Here is a 15,449-nt window from a genome sequence, read left to right on the forward strand (position 1 = left end):
GTTTTTTTAAATGTAATTTACTGCAATCAACGGGTATAATTTGTTTCCGTGTCCCCAGGTTGGCTTGAAACTTGCTGAATCAGGGTTAGATGTCAAAGTTTGGACGCTTGGTGAATGGATCTTAAAGCTGGCTTAGGTCAAATAAAACAAATAAAACCCGCAACATTTAAAGGTGTGGGTACACCAATTCTCGTATTAGCTGCGTTGGCAATGATCGTACTGCCAATGCCTGCATTCCTGTTGGATATTCTATTTTCGTTTAATATCGCGCTAGCGTTAGTGGTATTGCTGGTCGCCATTTATACCGATAGACCGTTAGATTTCGCTGCGTTTCCCAGTGTGCTTTTAGTTGCAACCTTATTGCGTCTGGCGCTTAACGTCGCCTCAACCCGTGTCGTGCTGCTTGAAGGGCACAATGGCGGTGATGCAGCAGGTAAGGTCATTGAAGCATTTGGTAGTGTGGTTATTGGTGGTAACTATGCTGTTGGTCTCGTGGTGTTCTTAATTCTGATTATTATTAACTTTGCGGTAGTAACCAAAGGTGCCGGTCGTATTTCTGAGGTAAGTGCTCGCTTTACACTCGATGCCATGCCAGGTAAGCAAATGGCAATTGATGCTGACTTGAATGCCGGGATATTAAATCAAGAACAAGCACGAGTACGCCGAGCTGAAGTGACCAAAGAAGCCGATTTTTATGGTGCAATGGATGGTGCGTCAAAGTTTGTAAAAGGGGATGCCATTGCCGGTATTCTTATTCTGGTAATCAACATACTGGGTGGCTTTGTCATCGGTATGGTTCAACATGATTTGGATTTCTCTTCAGCGATTGAGATATACACTTTGCTGACCATTGGTGACGGCTTAGTGGCGCAGATCCCAGGTTTATTGCTATCTATTGCTGCTGCTTTAATGGTGACCCGACAAAATGAATCTGGTGATATGGGCCAGATGATGATGAGTCAGATGTTCGATAATCCTAAGTCTCTGGCGATTGCCGCTGGCGTCCTGTTGATTATGGGTATTGTTCCGGGCATGCCACATTTTGCATTTCTTTCTTTTGGCGTTATCACGGCAGCCGCTGCTTATTACATCTACCGTAAAAAGGAAAAAGAGCGTGAAACTGCCTTAGAGCTGGCCAAAACGGCGCCAGCCACACCAGCAGATGCTAAACCTAAAGAGCTTAGCTGGGATGATGTGCAGCACGTTGACACTATTGGACTTGAAGTTGGCTATCGTTTGATTCCTTTGGTTGATAAGGGTCAAGGTGGCGAACTGCTGAGTCGGATAAAAGGTGTGCGTAAGAAGCTGTCACAAGAGTTGGGCTTCTTGGTGCCTGCTGTACATATTCGCGACAATCTAGATTTAGCACCCAATATGTACCGTATCTCATTGATGGGCGTAGCTTCAGGTGAAGCAGAAATTCGACATGATTGTGAGTTGGCGATTAATCCCGGTCAAGTTTATGGCAGTTTAGATGGTGTAGCGACAACAGATCCCGCCTTTGGTCTAGAAGCCGTGTGGATTGCGCCAGAGCTGCGTGAACATGCGCAGACGCTAGGTTATACCGTAGTTGATGCGGCAACGGTGGTTGCGACACATTTAAGCCAGCTTCTCACTAATAACGCCTCTAAGCTACTGGGTTATGAGGAAGTGCAGCAGTTGATGGATATGTTGGCTAAACACTCGCCCAAACTGGTTGACGGTTTTATCCCTGATGTGATGCCTTTAGGCACCGTGGTCAAGGTGATGCAAAACTTGCTTAATGAAGGTGTGTCCATCCGCGATATGAAGACAATAGTGCAAACCTTGTTAGAGTACGGCACTAAGAGTACCGACACTGAAGTACTAACCGCTGCGGTGCGTATTGCGTTGAAGCGTATGATAGTTCAAGAAATTAGTGGGCCAGAGGAAGAGATCCCCGTCATAACTTTGGCGCCAGAGTTGGAACAGATGTTGCATCAGTCTATGCAAGCAACGGGCGGCGAAGGTCCAAACATTGAACCTAGCCTGGCGGAGCGGATGCAAAAGTCATTATTAGATGCATCACAACGCCAAGAAATGGTGGGTCAACCTGCTATTTTGCTCACATCAGGTATGCTGCGTTCAACATTATCGCGCTTTGTAAAGCATACTATTCCAAATCTCAGGGTGATCTCTTATCAAGAGGTACCTGATGAAAAGCAAATACGTATTGTATCTGCGGTTGGTCAGTAGAGGGTTTGTAAGTGAAAATTAAACGATTTCTGGCAAAAGACATGCGCACAGCGCTAGCACAGGTTAAAGAAACACTGGGTTCAGACGCGGTGATCATGTCCAATAAGAAAGTCACTGGCGGCATCGAAATTGTGGCTGCAGTCGACTACGATGAGCCCAAGCCTCAAACGCAAGCCAAACCTGCTGCTCAACCTGCTTTTATGAATCTGGCAGAAGAGAAGGTTTCTATTGGGCAAAAACCTGCGGTCAAAGCTGAGTCTAAAGCGAAACCCACGCCACCGGCAGACTCTTTACAAGCACTATTAGAGCGTCAACAGAGCCGCGTCAATCAGCACGTTGGTAAAATTGACGAAGAGCTGGATATGCCTGAATGGGCTAAGGGATTAAGTGCCGCTGTTGAAGAGACTAAACCGCATCAGCCAAAACTTGATGAAACGCGCTATGTCAGCAAACCTCAGTCTAAAGATAACAGTCAAGAATTTGAATTGATGCGCGAGGAGCTTGCGTCATTGCGAGACTTGCTGACGCACCAAGTGACATCTTTGATGTCCGAGCAGAAAAAGCGCACCGACCCTGTTGGCGCAATGCTTGAGAGCCGATTATTAGAGGCGGAGTTTTCCGTTGACGTTGCTAAGAAGCTATCAGCACTTAGTGAGCACTACCAACCGGCTGATCTTGTCCGTACTTTGCCACAAAGTTTAGCAAATATGCTCGATAATCAAGGTGATGATATAGTTAGGCAAGGTGGTGTTGTGGCTTTCGTTGGCCCAACAGGGGTAGGGAAAACCACTAGTGTTGCCAAATTAGCGGCGCGATTCGCTGCAAAACATGGTTCAGATCAAGTCGCATTGATTACAACGGACCATTATCGAATTGGAGCCTTTGAGCAATTGGCAACCTATGGCAAAATAATGGGGTGCCCGGTTAAACAGGCCCACGATCTTAATGAATTAGAACAGATACTTTATCAATATCGTAATCGCAAGCTAGTATTGATAGATACCGCTGGTATGAGTCAACGAGATGTGCGACTTTTTCAGCAACTAGATAATTTAGCAGCAAATAGCAGATTACCTATTCGAAGTTATCTGGTACTGTCGTCTACAAGCCAGCGACGTGTGCTCGAAGACGCGGTAAAACAATTTACGAGAATACCGCTATCAGGAGCGGTATTAACCAAACTCGATGAGTCGGTTTCGCTAGCACCAGCATTAAGCGTATTGATTCAAAGTGGGTTACCATTAAGTTATGTGACAGATGGCCAGCGAGTGCCAGAAGATATGCAAGTGGCCGACACTTTGGCTTTGGCCAATAAAGCACTGTCTGTTTTAGATAAGAAAGAACGACCTGTACAACACATTGAACGGTCTGAAGAAAGGACCTATGCATTTGAGTAAAGCAATGACTCGGGATCAAGCAAGCGGTTTACGTATTATGAATCAACCATATAACGAAAAAGTAAAAGTAATAGCCGTAACCGGTGGTAAAGGCGGCGTGGGTAAAACCAGTGTCTCTATTAATACAGCGGTGTCGTTAGCAGAAAAAGGCAAGCGCGTGCTTGTACTAGATGCTGACTTGGGCCTAGCAAATGTCGATGTCATGTTAGGTTTGAGAGCTGAGCGCAATTTATCCCATGTGTTATCGGGTGATGCTGAGCTAGACGACATTATCGTACGGGGTCCTAAAGGCATTGGCATTGTCCCTGCAACCTCTGGCACGCAAGCCATGGTTGAGCTAACACCAGCTCAGCACGCGGGATTAATCCGAGCATTCAGCGAAATGCGCACTCAATTTGATGTGCTCATAGTTGACACTGCAGCAGGGATCTCAGACATGGTTCTGAGTTTCTCTCGGGCCTCTCAAGATGTGTTAGTCGTGGTGTGCGATGAGCCTACCTCGATTACTGATGCCTATGCGTTGATAAAAATCTTAAGCCGAGAGCATGGTGTATTTAGATTTAAAATTGTTGCCAATATGGTAAGAAGTTTGCGCGAGGGCATGGAACTTTTTGCTAAGCTCAGTAAAGTAACTGATAGATTCTTGGATGTGGCTTTAGAACTGGTCGCCACGATTCCGTTTGATGAAAACTTACGTAAATCAGTGCGGAAACAAAAATTGATTGTCGAAGCTTTTCCTAAGTCACCGGCAGCCATTGCATATCATGGTCTAGCGAACAAAATTATTAGCTGGCCCATTCCGCAACAACCTGGTGGTCATTTAGAGTTTTTCGTTGAGCGATTAGTACAGCGCCCTGAGTACCAAGAGGACCGTGCGAGTGAGTAAAGCCGCTGCGTATACTTGTTTGGATAATAAGACGTCTATCGTAGAACAGTATGCACCGTTGGTTAAGAGAATTGCCCACCATTTGATGGCAAGATTGCCTGCTTCAGTGCAACTCGACGATTTATTGCAAGCAGGCATGATGGGTCTACTTGAAGCTTCGACTAAGTTCGATGGTAGCAAAGGCGCTAAGTTTGAAACGTTTGCTGGCATCCGTATTCGTGGCTCGATGTTAGATGAGATTCGCCGTGGTGATTGGGTTCCTCGGTCTGTACACCGTAATCAACGCCGTGTCGCTCAAGTCATTGATGAGCTAGAACAAGAGCTTGGTCGCGATGCTAAAGATCATGAAATAGCAGAAAGACTTGATATGTCTTTAGATGAATACCATCATATTCTTAATGATGTCTCAGTTGGCAAAGTCGTTGGTATTGAAGATCTCGGTGTATCGGTTGATGTAATATCACAAGAAGATAAAACAGACGACGATGCTTTCGATTCTTTAGCAAAAGAAGAGTTTCATACTGCGCTGGTGGAAGCAATTAAGTTGTTACCTGAAAGAGATGGATTAGTTTTGTCGCTATACTATGACGAAGCGTTAAATTTAAAAGAGATTGGTGCAATTCTAGATGTTAGTGAATCTCGTGTTAGCCAGATACATAGTCAGGCGATGTTGAGATTAAAAGCTAAACTAAAGCATTGGACCAAAACATAATAAATATTAGAGCAATATAATAACCGTTCCGTGGAGGAAACCTTGGACAAGAATATGAAGATTCTCGTCGTTGATGACTTTTCAACAATGAGACGCATCATCAAGAACTTGTTAAGAGACTTGGGGTTTAACAACACCCAGGAAGCAGACGATGGCTCAACAGCATTACCTATGCTGCAAAAGGGCGATTTTGACTTTGTTGTAACAGATTGGAATATGCCTGGTATGCAAGGTATTGATCTTCTGAAAGCCATTCGTGCCGATGAAGAACTGAAAAACATTCCTGTGCTAATGGTTACAGCTGAAGCTAAGCGCGAGCAAATTATTGCTGCGGCTCAGGCGGGTGTGAACGGCTATGTCGTTAAGCCATTTACCGCTGCGACTCTTAAAGAGAAATTAGACAAAATTTTCGAGCGACTTGGTTAAACAAGGTTGAGCTATGCAGGCACAAACGTCGGGGTTAATAACCCTAGAACAAGCTCAAAAACTCGTTGAATTACTTGAGTCTAATGAGCAAGAGCAAGCTGACGAAATTGTCAGGGAGCTAGCAAGTCCGATTCAAAAAGAGTTGTTTGATGAAGTTGGTCGATTAACCCGCCAACTTCACAGCGCGATTGTCGATTTCCAAGTGGATAGTCGCCTGGTAGAGCTGGCCAACAGTGAAATTCCAGATGCGAAAGAGCGCTTGAACTATGTCATCGATATGACAGAGCAGGCTGCCAATAAGACGATGGATGCCGTTGAAGAGTCTTTGCCGCTTGCTGATGCGCTAACAAGTAATGTTCAAGCAGTAAAACCTTCATGGGATCGCTTAATGAAGCGTGATTTGGAACTGCATGAATTTAAGGCATTGTGCCACGACGTACAGCAATTTATAGAACGCAGTGAAGCAGATTCTAATCGATTAAAAGAATTGCTGAATAACATTCTATTGGCGCAAGATTTCCAAGATTTGACCGGGCAGATGATTCGTCGAGTCATCGAACTTGTTCGAGAAGTAGAAAATAACTTAGTGTCGATGTTAACTGTATTTGGTGAGCAGCCTGACACCGAAAACGAACAACTAAAAGATAAGAATGTAGAGGCCGAAGGCCCAATAATGAACGCTGAGCAGCGGGATGATGTAGTGACAGGGCAAGATGAAGTTGATGACCTGTTGTCGAGCTTAGGGTTCTAATTAGGGGTCAAGTTAATGTCATTTGATGTTGATGAAGAGATACTGCAGGACTTTTTGATCGAAGCGGGTGAGATACTTGAGCTTCTTTCTGAGCAATTAGTAACACTTGAGAATAACCCTGATGATACTGAATTGCTCAATGCAATCTTCAGGGGGTTCCATACCGTTAAAGGTGGCGCAGGCTTTTTGAGTCTAACCCCTATGGTTGACGTATGCCACGAGGCAGAAAACACCTTTGATTTGCTAAGAACAGGCAAACGTAGCGTTTCTGCGGAATTAATGGACGTCATTCTTCAAGCAGTTGACTCAATCAACTCAATGTTCGCTCAAACGCAGGCGGGAGAGCAACAAGACCCAGCAGAACCTGAGCTATTAGCAAATCTTAAGTTACTCAGTGCTGGCGAGCTATTGCCATCTGAAGGCGGTGCTGTTGAGGCTGCCCCAGTAGAAACTGTTGTTGAAGAGGTTGTTGTTGAGCCTGAGCCTGAAGCACCCGCAGCGGTTGAGTCTATTGCCGGCGATGGCAGCATTGATGACATTGACGAATCTGAGTTTGAAGCTTTACTTGATGCATTACATGGTAATGGTCAAGGCCCATCGGCTTCGCCAAACACTGCACCTGAACAGCCAAGCACGGCCGCAGCCAGTGATGATATTACCGATGATGAGTTTGAATCGCTACTGGATGAATTGCACGGCTCTGGTCAATTTAAAAGTGCGGCACAATCAGCGCCAGAAGAAAAAGTAGCGCAACCAGCAGTTGATTCTGATGATATTTCAGACGATGAGTTTGAGCGTTTACTTGATGAACTACATGGCTCAGGGTCAGGACCTGGCGCATCTGCTGAAAAAGCCGCGCCAGCGGTTAAGCCCGCAGCGCCCAAGCCTGCCGCCCCTAAAGCTGCACCTGCTGCGCCATCACCCGCAGCAAAACCTGCTGCTAAACCCGTAGCCAAGGCGCCAGCTGCAAAAGAAAAAACTGCAGGCAAAGCGCCTGCTGCAAATATGCCGCAAGCAGAAACCACAGTGCGTGTTGATACCGCGAGACTTGACCAAATCATGAACATGGTAGGTGAGTTAGTCTTGGTGCGTAATCGATTATTGAGTTTGGGTATTTCTCGTGATGACGAGGATATGTCTAAAGCGCTCGCAAACCTAGATTTAGTGACTGCCGACCTACAAGGTGCGGTAATGAAAACACGTATGCAACCGATCAAAAAAGTATTTGGTCGTTTCCCACGAGTGGTACGTGATTTAGCGAGAAGTTTAAGTAAAGAAATTGACCTACGAATGATTGGTGAAGACACCGATCTAGATAAAAACCTCGTAGAAGCATTAGCCGATCCTTTGGTTCACTTAGTGAGAAACTCTGTGGATCACGGTATCGAAATGCCTGATGAGCGAGAAGCTAACGGTAAAGAACGTACCGGTACCATTACACTTTCTGCAAGTCAGGAAGGCGATCATATTCTGCTTAAAATCGAAGATGATGGCGCGGGAATGGATCCTGAAAAGCTCAAGCAAATAGCCATCAGCCGCGGTGTGTTAGATGAAGATGCAGCCGCTAGGATGTCAGATGCTGAAGCGTATAACCTTATTTTTGCTCCAGGTTTCTCCACTAAGGTAGAAATTTCGGACATTTCCGGCCGTGGTGTGGGCATGGACGTGGTTAAGACCCGTATTGCTCAGCTTAACGGTACGATTCATATTGACTCGCTTAGAGGGAAAGGCACGCGGTTAGAGATTAAAGTGCCGCTAACATTAGCCATCATGCCAACATTGATGGTTGAAGTCGCCGAGCAAGTATTTGCCTTACCACTATCTAGTGTGAGTGAGATTTTCCATTTAGATTTAACTAAAACGAACATTGTTGACGGCCAGTTAACTGTGATTGTTCGGGATAAAGCGGTACCGTTATTCTATTTAGAGCATTGGCTAAGCCGCAAGCCCGAGACTTTCGCCCATGGCGAGAAAGCGCATGGACATGTCGTAATCGTCCAGTTGGGCACCATGCAAATAGGGTTTGTTGTTGATTCGCTTATTGGCCAAGAAGAAGTGGTGATCAAACCACTTGGTACATTGCTGCACGGGACTCCAGGTATGGCAGGTGCAACCATAACATCAGATGGTGGTATTGCACTTATTCTTGATGTTCCGGGTTTGCTAAAGCACTACGCAAAAAATAAGAAGTAATTTAATTGGCACCCAGCTTTTAGCTGGGTGGCCCTGAGAAGTCAAAGATTGCGTGGCTTGTTAAAGGATAATTGATGGGTGTAAAAGTATTAGTTGTAGATGATTCGAGCTTTTTTCGACGCCGAGTCAGTGAAATTGTCAGCAAAGACCCAGACCTAGAAGTGATTGGTACGGCAGCTAATGGTGCCGAAGCCGTAAAGCTAGCCGCTCAGTTGAAACCGCAAGTGATTACCATGGATATCGAAATGCCAGTGATGGATGGTATCACTGCAGTTCGAGAAATCATGGCAACCACTCCTACGCCTATCTTAATGTTCTCTTCATTAACGCATGATGGCGCAAAAGCCACATTGGATGCGTTAGAAGCTGGTGCATTAGATTTCTTGCCGAAACGTTTCGAAGATATCGCCACCAATAAAGATGACGCAATAAAGCTGCTTCAACAACGTGTTAAAGCGTTGGGGCGACGTCGAATTTTCAGACCGATAGCACCTCGTACCACAACGCCTAAACCTGTAGCTCCTGCGGCACGTTCCACTATCCCTGAGCGAGAGCGAACTGTTCCTGCAACTCAGCGTTCAAAAGTAGTATTAAGAGCTAGCGGTAAAAAGTACAAACTGCTTGCGATTGGTACTTCCACTGGCGGTCCTGTTGCATTACAGCGAATTTTGACGCAGTTACCAGCAAACTATCCACATCCCATATTGTTAGTACAGCATATGCCCGCAGCTTTTACTCCGGCTTTCGCTGCGCGTTTAAACGGTTTGTGCAAAATCAATGTTAAAGAAGCGCAGTCGGGTGATCAGTTGCAAGCTGGATGTGCTTATCTTGCGCCCGGTGGAATGCAGATGATGTTAGAGCGTGGTGGCAGTTATGGGCGTATCAAAGTGGTTGCCGGTAGCGCTGATATGAATTACAAGCCTTGCGTCGATATTACCTTTGCATCGGCATCAAAGCTGGTCGGTGGCGATGTATTGGCCGTCGTATTAACCGGAATGGGCGCAGATGGCAGGGAAGGGGCGCGAATGTTAAAGAGCGCCGGGGCGACTATTTGGGCCCAAGATGAAGCCAGTTGTGTGGTGTATGGCATGCCACAAGCAGTGGCATCGGCAGGGTTATCGAGTCAGTCAATTGCCTTGGATGATATGGCTGACGCAATCTTGAGAGAGTCTGGTGGTTAGAGAGCGTCGAAAAAGTAATACTAAATATTTGTTGGTATTATTTTTAATGAGCATTGCGCTGTTTGCTGTGACTAGTTTATATCTTGAGCAGCGCAATTCGATGGCACTATTGAATGCGCAGATTCAAGAGTTGCAAAAGAATCAAGTGTTGCTGATGGTTCCAGAAGAGCACTCACAAGCTTTGGCTAAATGGATGCAAGACAACCCTAATGCGACCGAATTATTGTTAGAACAAGTTAATCCTGGCTCTGAGGCTCGTGTTGCCATTGGGCCTGGCGTAACAGAAGTTAAGCATGCAGATCATGAAGTAGAGACTAAAGCCAAAACGATTGACGAGACTGAGGTGGCTTATCCGGCTAGAGTTGCTCCGCAAGCGGTTGAGCAGCAACTTAGTGAACCAGTGGAACAAAAGCCAGCGACAAAAGACAGTGATACTTCCGAAATTGGCACAACCACTTTGTCGGAAGATGATGAAGGGGTAAAAGTGATTAGTCTGCCCCACGGCGGGATTAGAATCACTACCCGAGAAGACAACTAAATTTCTTTAGTCTTTTTGACTAGTTAGATGATTTATATCATCAGGTAAGGGAACATTTTTGAAAATCTGGACTATCGCGAATCAAAAGGGTGGGGTTGGCAAAACAACGACAGTTGCCAGCTTAGCTGGTGCGCTGGCGAAGCGTGGTAAGCGAGTGTTGATGATCGATACTGATCCCCATGCATCGTTAGGTTATTACTTAGGCATAGACTCTGAAGAAGTAACCGGTTCGCTGTATGAATTGTTTTTATCACATAAAACCATGAACAAGGCGCAAGTAGAACAACATATTGTCTCCACTAAGGTAGAAGGTATTGATTTACTTCCCTCTACCATGGCCTTAGCGACGTTAGACCGCTCCCTTGGTCATCAAGATGGCATGGGACTGATACTGACAAAACTGTTGGCGTTAGTAGAACAACAGTACGATGTGGCCATTATTGACTGCCCACCCGTATTAGGAGTGTTGATGGTGAATGCATTGGCGGCCAGTCAGCACATTATCGTCCCCGTACAGACAGAGTTTTTGGCGATAAAAGGTTTGGACCGCATGGTGAAAACGATGACTCTGATGGGTCGGTCCAAGAATATTCAATATAGCTATACCATTATTCCAACTATGTATGATCGCCGTACCAAAGCATCATCTGCAGCACTGCAGCAGTTAGGCAAAGATTACCCTCAGGTGTTGTGGCAGGATATTATTCCAGTCGATACAAAATTTCGTGATGCCAGTTTAGCTCACCTCCCTGCATCACATTATGCCCCCCATACACGTGGAGTTAAGGCCTATAATCGATTGCTGGATTACTTGCTAACCAAGGAGTTTGCCCATGTCAAACTCAGTTGATGAGGCAGTTTTCGATTACTTTTCTATACTATTGAATGACAAAGAAGAAAAGCAGCCAGCGCCTAGCCATGATTCACAAATCAGTGTAGCAAGCGATAATAATGATAAAGATACTGCCATAGAACAGCCTGTTGGTGAAAAACGCGATGGGCAAATGCGAAGTGACATTGTTGCTGAAAAAGCCGTAGAACATCGTGATATAGCAGAGTCGGTGAAAATTGCAGCCCCACAAGTACAGCCTCAACGGAATAGAGACAGTATTTCAGCAAAAGAATATAAAGAGGCGGTAGACACCAAGGCACTGGAGCAATTACTCGCATCGGTTAATAGTGATGCCGATAATGCTAAACAAAAAGTGGCAGCGGCCGCTAAAACGATAACAGTCAACAACGTTAAGCCAAAAATTGTTGAGCCTAACGTTGATAAGGTGAAAGAGCCACAGCCAGTTGAAACAGTTTCACCGGTTCAAGAGGTTGCCGTTGAGACCGCACCCGCAACACAAGTGAGTAGTGCGCCGCCGGCAGCGACAGAAGACTTGATTGAAAAGCTAGATGATGAGTTTCAGGTGTTGTTTTTCAAAGTGGCAGGGTTAACCCTAGCAGTGCCATTAGTGAGCTTAGGCGGCATTGTTAAGTTGCAGCGGGTTAATCATATTATGGGACGGCCTAGCTGGTATCATGGCGTACAGGCACACCGAGATTCCCAACTGAATGTGGTGGATACTTGTGCTTGGGTCATGCCAGAAAAGTATGACGAAAACTTAAAAAACAGTGTAGATTATCAATACGTTGTTGTTTTAGAAGACAGTAATTGGGGGTTAACTTGTGAGTCACTAGTTAACTCCGTGAGAATTCTAAAATCTGAGGTTAACTGGCGTACTAAGCCAGGTAAAAGGCCTTGGTTAGCGGGTGTAGTGAAAGAGCAAATGTGTGGCATACTTCATGTGCAAGCCCTCATTGAGCTATTAAATTTAGGTTTAGGTAGTCAGGACGCGATTGACTGAGGTATTTATGACAGATGCAAGCAACGTAGCAGCAGTAGCTGCTGGCAAAGACGATGAAGTTTTGCAGTGGGTGACATTTAGACTAGACAATGAGACTTATGGTATCAATGTCATGCAGGTGCAAGAAGTACTTCGGTATACTGAAATTGCCCCTGTTCCAGGTGCGCCGCACTATGTACTGGGTATTATTAATTTACGTGGTAATGTGGTCACCGTTATTGATACACGTTCACGCTTTGGTTTGATGTCATCTGAAGTCGATGACTCAACTCGAATTGTTATTATTGAAGCTGAAAAGCAAGTGATCGGTATTTTGGTTGATAGTGTTGCTGAGGTGGTTTACTTACGCGGCTCTGAAATCGACAATGCGCCGAACGTGGGGACAGAGGAAAGTGCTAAGTTTATTCAGGGCGTAAGCAACCGCGATGATGAGCTGTTAATATTAGTTGATTTAGACAAGCTGCTTTCAGACGAAGAGTGGATGGAATTGTCGCAGTTGTAGTCGTGTTGCCCCTTAGACCACTAAGGGGGTCACTGTGGTTAATTGCTTTTATGATTGGACGGGATTGCGCTAAGTGAATGAAATTTTGATTGCCGCGTTACTGTATGTGATTGCTTGTCTTGGCTTGGTGTTATATCAGCAAAAACAAACGGCAAAATTGCGAACTAAAATTGAAGCGTTAACCACGTTAGTTAAAGAAAGTGACCGCCAACGAGAAGCAGTAAAGCGTGAACTACAGGAATTACGTAGTGGCACCATTGGCGTTGGCAGACGTATGCTGGAACTTGAAAAACGAGTGATTAAGCAAGATGCGAGGATTGATGAGTCGAATCAGCAAGACCCTCAAGCTAGGCTTTATTCTCGTGCCATGAAAATGGTTGACTTAGGCGCTGGTGTTGAGGAGCTCGTACGTGAATGCGAACTACCAAAAGCTGAAGCTGAATTGTTATTACGTTTGCATGGTAAAAGCTAACCGCGTTAAGACTCCATAACGCGTAGGAAGATTATCCACTAGGTCAGAAATAGTGCTAGGTTCCTTTCGCCGCAGAGGAACCTTAAGCTTTAAACTTGCTCGATGATTTTTTGATGTAAATTGTTCCAGTTCTCGGGATACTTACCATCTAACAGATAAGTAAAAGCGATGAGCTCTGCTATTAGCACATAAAGTTGTTTGGGGATCTCTTCTCCTAGCTCGAGTTTTTGTAAAAATGCACTGAGGTTAGCATCTTTATGTATAAATATGCCTGCTTCTTCTGCAAGTGCGATAATCTCATCTGCCAGTAATCCCTCACCCTGCGCGGTTACCTTTGGGGCATTGCTTCCATCATAGCTCAGGGCTGTGGCATGGGTACTTTTCTGATTAGTATGCTCTGTCATTACTATGTTCCTATGCTTTTATTTTCACGAGGTAATGATCACCTGGAAGTAAGGTGACGGGAATTTCAGCCTGTTTCGCAGTTATGTTTGTTTCAGTAAAGCCTACTTGGGTCAGTTTTTCTTCTAACGCTTGAAGGTGTTTTTCAATCTTACTCAACAAGCTTTGGGTGTCTGAATTTATAGTGAGGGTGAGTTTGTTGGCCTCGACTTGGGCTTTAATCAACATACCGCCACTTGTTAAGCTAAATTTGAGTTGTAAGCGCCACGTTGCGGCTAAAGAGCCATCTTCATTCTTTTCCTGTTCAAACTGACCTTCTAATTCTTCAAATCGATCATCGATTTTGTAAGGTAGGCTAAACAGCCAACTAGTCGTTTGCGAGGAGTCGGAGCTTGCTTGCTGGAACAAGCTGATATTAGACAGTAACCGTGTGACTAGTTCACTTGATTGACTTCTCTCTAAGATTGACAACAAACTATTAGATAACTGCAATTTAGCACCAAGTAGCTCAACTTGTTGAGCTAACTTTGTGCTTGGTTGAGTTGATGTCGACAAAGCTTTTTGGCCCAACAACAATTTAAATAAGATGCTTAAGGAGCTATTTTGGCTGTTGACGGGCTCGCTCGTAGGCAGGCTTGGCGAAAAAGCCTTCACCCCATCTAATAACTCTGTTTTTAAAGTATTAGGCAGCGCAAGCATAGACAGCGCTCGTGGTGACAACATTGGTAAAAATTTCAGTAGGCTTGGCTGAGTCATTTTCGTTAAAGCGGGTTGTTCCGGTGGCTTATTGAGAGCCACTGTTTCTAGGCTGTGTTTCAAGCCTCTGTGCTGTGGAGTTAACACTGGCTCAGATTTGTTTTGTAATGATGAAGCCATTTCAGGGGCTATAGTTGCTTTTGGGGCGCTTACCGGCGACTTATCAATTCGCACCTCAACTAATTTATCACTTGTGGGAAGCGTTATGTTTTTATTCAACAGTACTGCTGGTTTGTTCAAAAGTGATTCAGCAGCGAATTTTAGCGGCGGCATGGCGACTTTTGATGTGCTAGTTACTAACTGAGCCTGATTTTGTCTATAGGCTTTCCCAGACAACATGATGCCGTCGCCCTTAGGAAGAGTTTTAGAGAGCGGATTGACAGCGCCGGGCTGCAGACTACTCAAAGGCTGACTGAATATTTTTAATAACTGAGTGAATAGGACGGCAGAGTTTGGCTTGGCTATGATTTGTGCGCTGCTGGTAATGTCTGGTGCCAGCTTTTCTGTTGGTTGAGTATAAGCTGTTAACTGAATTGGCCGATTAAATAAGATTGGCGATAGCGCAAGTTGCAGCTTATCGTTTTGCGCGATAATAGATACTCGGTATTCGCCATCACGTACCATTAGTTTAGGTAAAGGTAAGCTAACATCACTATTTATTATCAACTTACCGTTAGCTACTGTTGCATCGGCCAAGTAGTAGCCTTTTGGTTGAGCGGCCAAACTTAAAAGCCGATCTAGTGGTAAGTGTTTACTTACTATCAATTGTTTCAAAACCTGGGGTAGGTCTGTGGCAGCTGTTTTGCCGAATATGCTGAGGTCGGCTGAAACCGGTACGGATTTGTTTTGCTGATGCTCTAGACTTTGCGGAGCGGAAAGTAAAAAGCTTAATTGGCTTAAGTTCAGCTTTAACAGGGCTTGAGCCAGCTGCTTATCTTGAATGACATAGCGCTTGTCATTGATCCACAAGCTATCTTTAGTCTGCTGGTCAAAGCGAATATTGCTGGTCGTGACTGTAGATAAGATGTCTCTGGTGGCTTTTACATCTTTGCTTAATGAACGATCGTTTAGATTGTCTAGGTTAGTTATCAATGTGTTTTATTCGCTTTGGTTAAGAAATAAATCTGGTTTACAAGCGGTCTTATGATCTGACCCTCTAGCCTAAT

The 15,449-nt window shown here is 44.9% G+C and carries 15 protein-coding genes; 13 read left to right on the forward strand and 2 right to left on the reverse strand.

Going from position 1 to position 15,449, the window contains the following annotated elements:
• Positions 1-114 precede the first annotated feature (114 nt).
• The 13 genes from flhA (at position 115) to L865_RS0102180 (ending at position 13,125) form a co-directional block, all read left to right on the forward strand.
• Positions 115-2,214, forward strand: coding sequence for a flagellar biosynthesis protein FlhA (gene flhA, locus L865_RS0102120; RefSeq protein ID WP_028771716.1), 2,100 nt, complete (start codon positions 115-117; stop codon positions 2,212-2,214).
• A gap of 11 nt (positions 2,215-2,225) precedes the next feature.
• The gene (gene flhF / locus L865_RS0102125; protein ID WP_028771717.1) at positions 2,226-3,611 is read left to right on the forward strand and encodes a flagellar biosynthesis GTPase FlhF; all 1,386 of its coding nucleotides are present in this window, start codon (positions 2,226-2,228) and stop codon (positions 3,609-3,611) included.
• 4 nt (positions 3,612-3,615) lie between these two features.
• Positions 3,616-4,497, forward strand: coding sequence for a MinD/ParA family protein (locus L865_RS0102130; protein WP_028771718.1), 882 nt, complete (start codon positions 3,616-3,618; stop codon positions 4,495-4,497).
• On the forward strand, positions 4,490-5,209 hold the full coding sequence (locus L865_RS0102135) for an RNA polymerase sigma factor FliA (protein WP_028771719.1): 720 nt from the start codon (positions 4,490-4,492) through the stop codon (positions 5,207-5,209). The genes L865_RS0102130 and L865_RS0102135 overlap by 8 nt, the downstream gene beginning before the upstream one ends.
• A 42-nt stretch (positions 5,210-5,251) precedes the next feature.
• Positions 5,252-5,635 (forward strand): chemotaxis response regulator CheY, encoded by a 384-nt coding sequence (cheY, locus tag L865_RS0102140; RefSeq protein ID WP_084632447.1) that lies wholly within the window; start codon positions 5,252-5,254, stop codon positions 5,633-5,635.
• Between the two features lie 13 nt (positions 5,636-5,648).
• Positions 5,649-6,386, forward strand: a complete 738-nt coding sequence (locus L865_RS0102145; RefSeq protein WP_028771721.1) for a protein phosphatase CheZ — start codon at positions 5,649-5,651, stop codon at positions 6,384-6,386.
• Positions 6,387-6,401: 15 nt separating this feature from the next.
• A complete protein-coding gene (locus L865_RS0102150) occupies positions 6,402-8,579 on the forward strand; it encodes a chemotaxis protein CheA (protein ID WP_028771722.1) in 2,178 nt (725 codons plus the stop codon).
• 74 nt (positions 8,580-8,653) lie between these two features.
• Positions 8,654-9,760 carry a protein-glutamate methylesterase/protein-glutamine glutaminase gene (locus tag L865_RS0102155; protein WP_028771723.1) on the forward strand — a complete coding sequence of 369 codons (1,107 nt, stop codon included), beginning with the start codon at positions 8,654-8,656 and terminating at the stop codon, positions 9,758-9,760.
• Positions 9,761-9,806: 46 nt separating this feature from the next.
• Complete coding sequence (locus L865_RS0102160; protein ID WP_051484394.1) at positions 9,807-10,298, forward strand: hypothetical protein; 492 nt, start codon at positions 9,807-9,809, stop codon at positions 10,296-10,298.
• 58 nt (positions 10,299-10,356) lie between these two features.
• Positions 10,357-11,148 carry a ParA family protein gene (locus tag L865_RS0102165; protein WP_028771725.1) on the forward strand — a complete coding sequence of 264 codons (792 nt, stop codon included), beginning with the start codon at positions 10,357-10,359 and terminating at the stop codon, positions 11,146-11,148.
• Positions 11,132-12,151 (forward strand): chemotaxis protein CheW, encoded by a 1,020-nt coding sequence (locus L865_RS0102170; protein ID WP_028771726.1) that lies wholly within the window; start codon positions 11,132-11,134, stop codon positions 12,149-12,151. The genes L865_RS0102165 and L865_RS0102170 overlap by 17 nt, the downstream gene beginning before the upstream one ends.
• A gap of 7 nt (positions 12,152-12,158) precedes the next feature.
• Positions 12,159-12,653 carry a chemotaxis protein CheW gene (locus L865_RS0102175; protein ID WP_028771727.1) on the forward strand — a complete coding sequence of 165 codons (495 nt, stop codon included), beginning with the start codon at positions 12,159-12,161 and terminating at the stop codon, positions 12,651-12,653.
• A gap of 73 nt (positions 12,654-12,726) precedes the next feature.
• A complete protein-coding gene (locus L865_RS0102180; protein ID WP_028771728.1) occupies positions 12,727-13,125 on the forward strand; it encodes a DUF2802 domain-containing protein in 399 nt (132 codons plus the stop codon).
• A gap of 89 nt (positions 13,126-13,214) precedes the next feature.
• Here L865_RS0102180 and L865_RS0102185 read toward each other — a convergent pair whose 3' ends face one another.
• Both L865_RS0102185 and L865_RS0102190 read right to left on the reverse strand, forming a co-directional pair.
• A complete protein-coding gene (locus L865_RS0102185; protein WP_028771729.1) occupies positions 13,215-13,529 on the reverse strand; it encodes an EscU/YscU/HrcU family type III secretion system export apparatus switch protein in 315 nt (104 codons plus the stop codon).
• Between the two features lie 10 nt (positions 13,530-13,539).
• Positions 13,540-15,375, reverse strand: a complete 1,836-nt coding sequence (locus L865_RS0102190; RefSeq protein ID WP_028771730.1) for a flagellar hook-length control protein FliK — start codon at positions 15,373-15,375, stop codon at positions 13,540-13,542.
• Between the last annotated feature and the right edge of the window lie 74 nt (positions 15,376-15,449).

Origin of the sequence: Shewanella waksmanii ATCC BAA-643 (assembly GCF_000518805.1) — a bacterium.
Lineage (GTDB): Bacteria > Pseudomonadota > Gammaproteobacteria > Enterobacterales > Shewanellaceae > Shewanella > Shewanella waksmanii.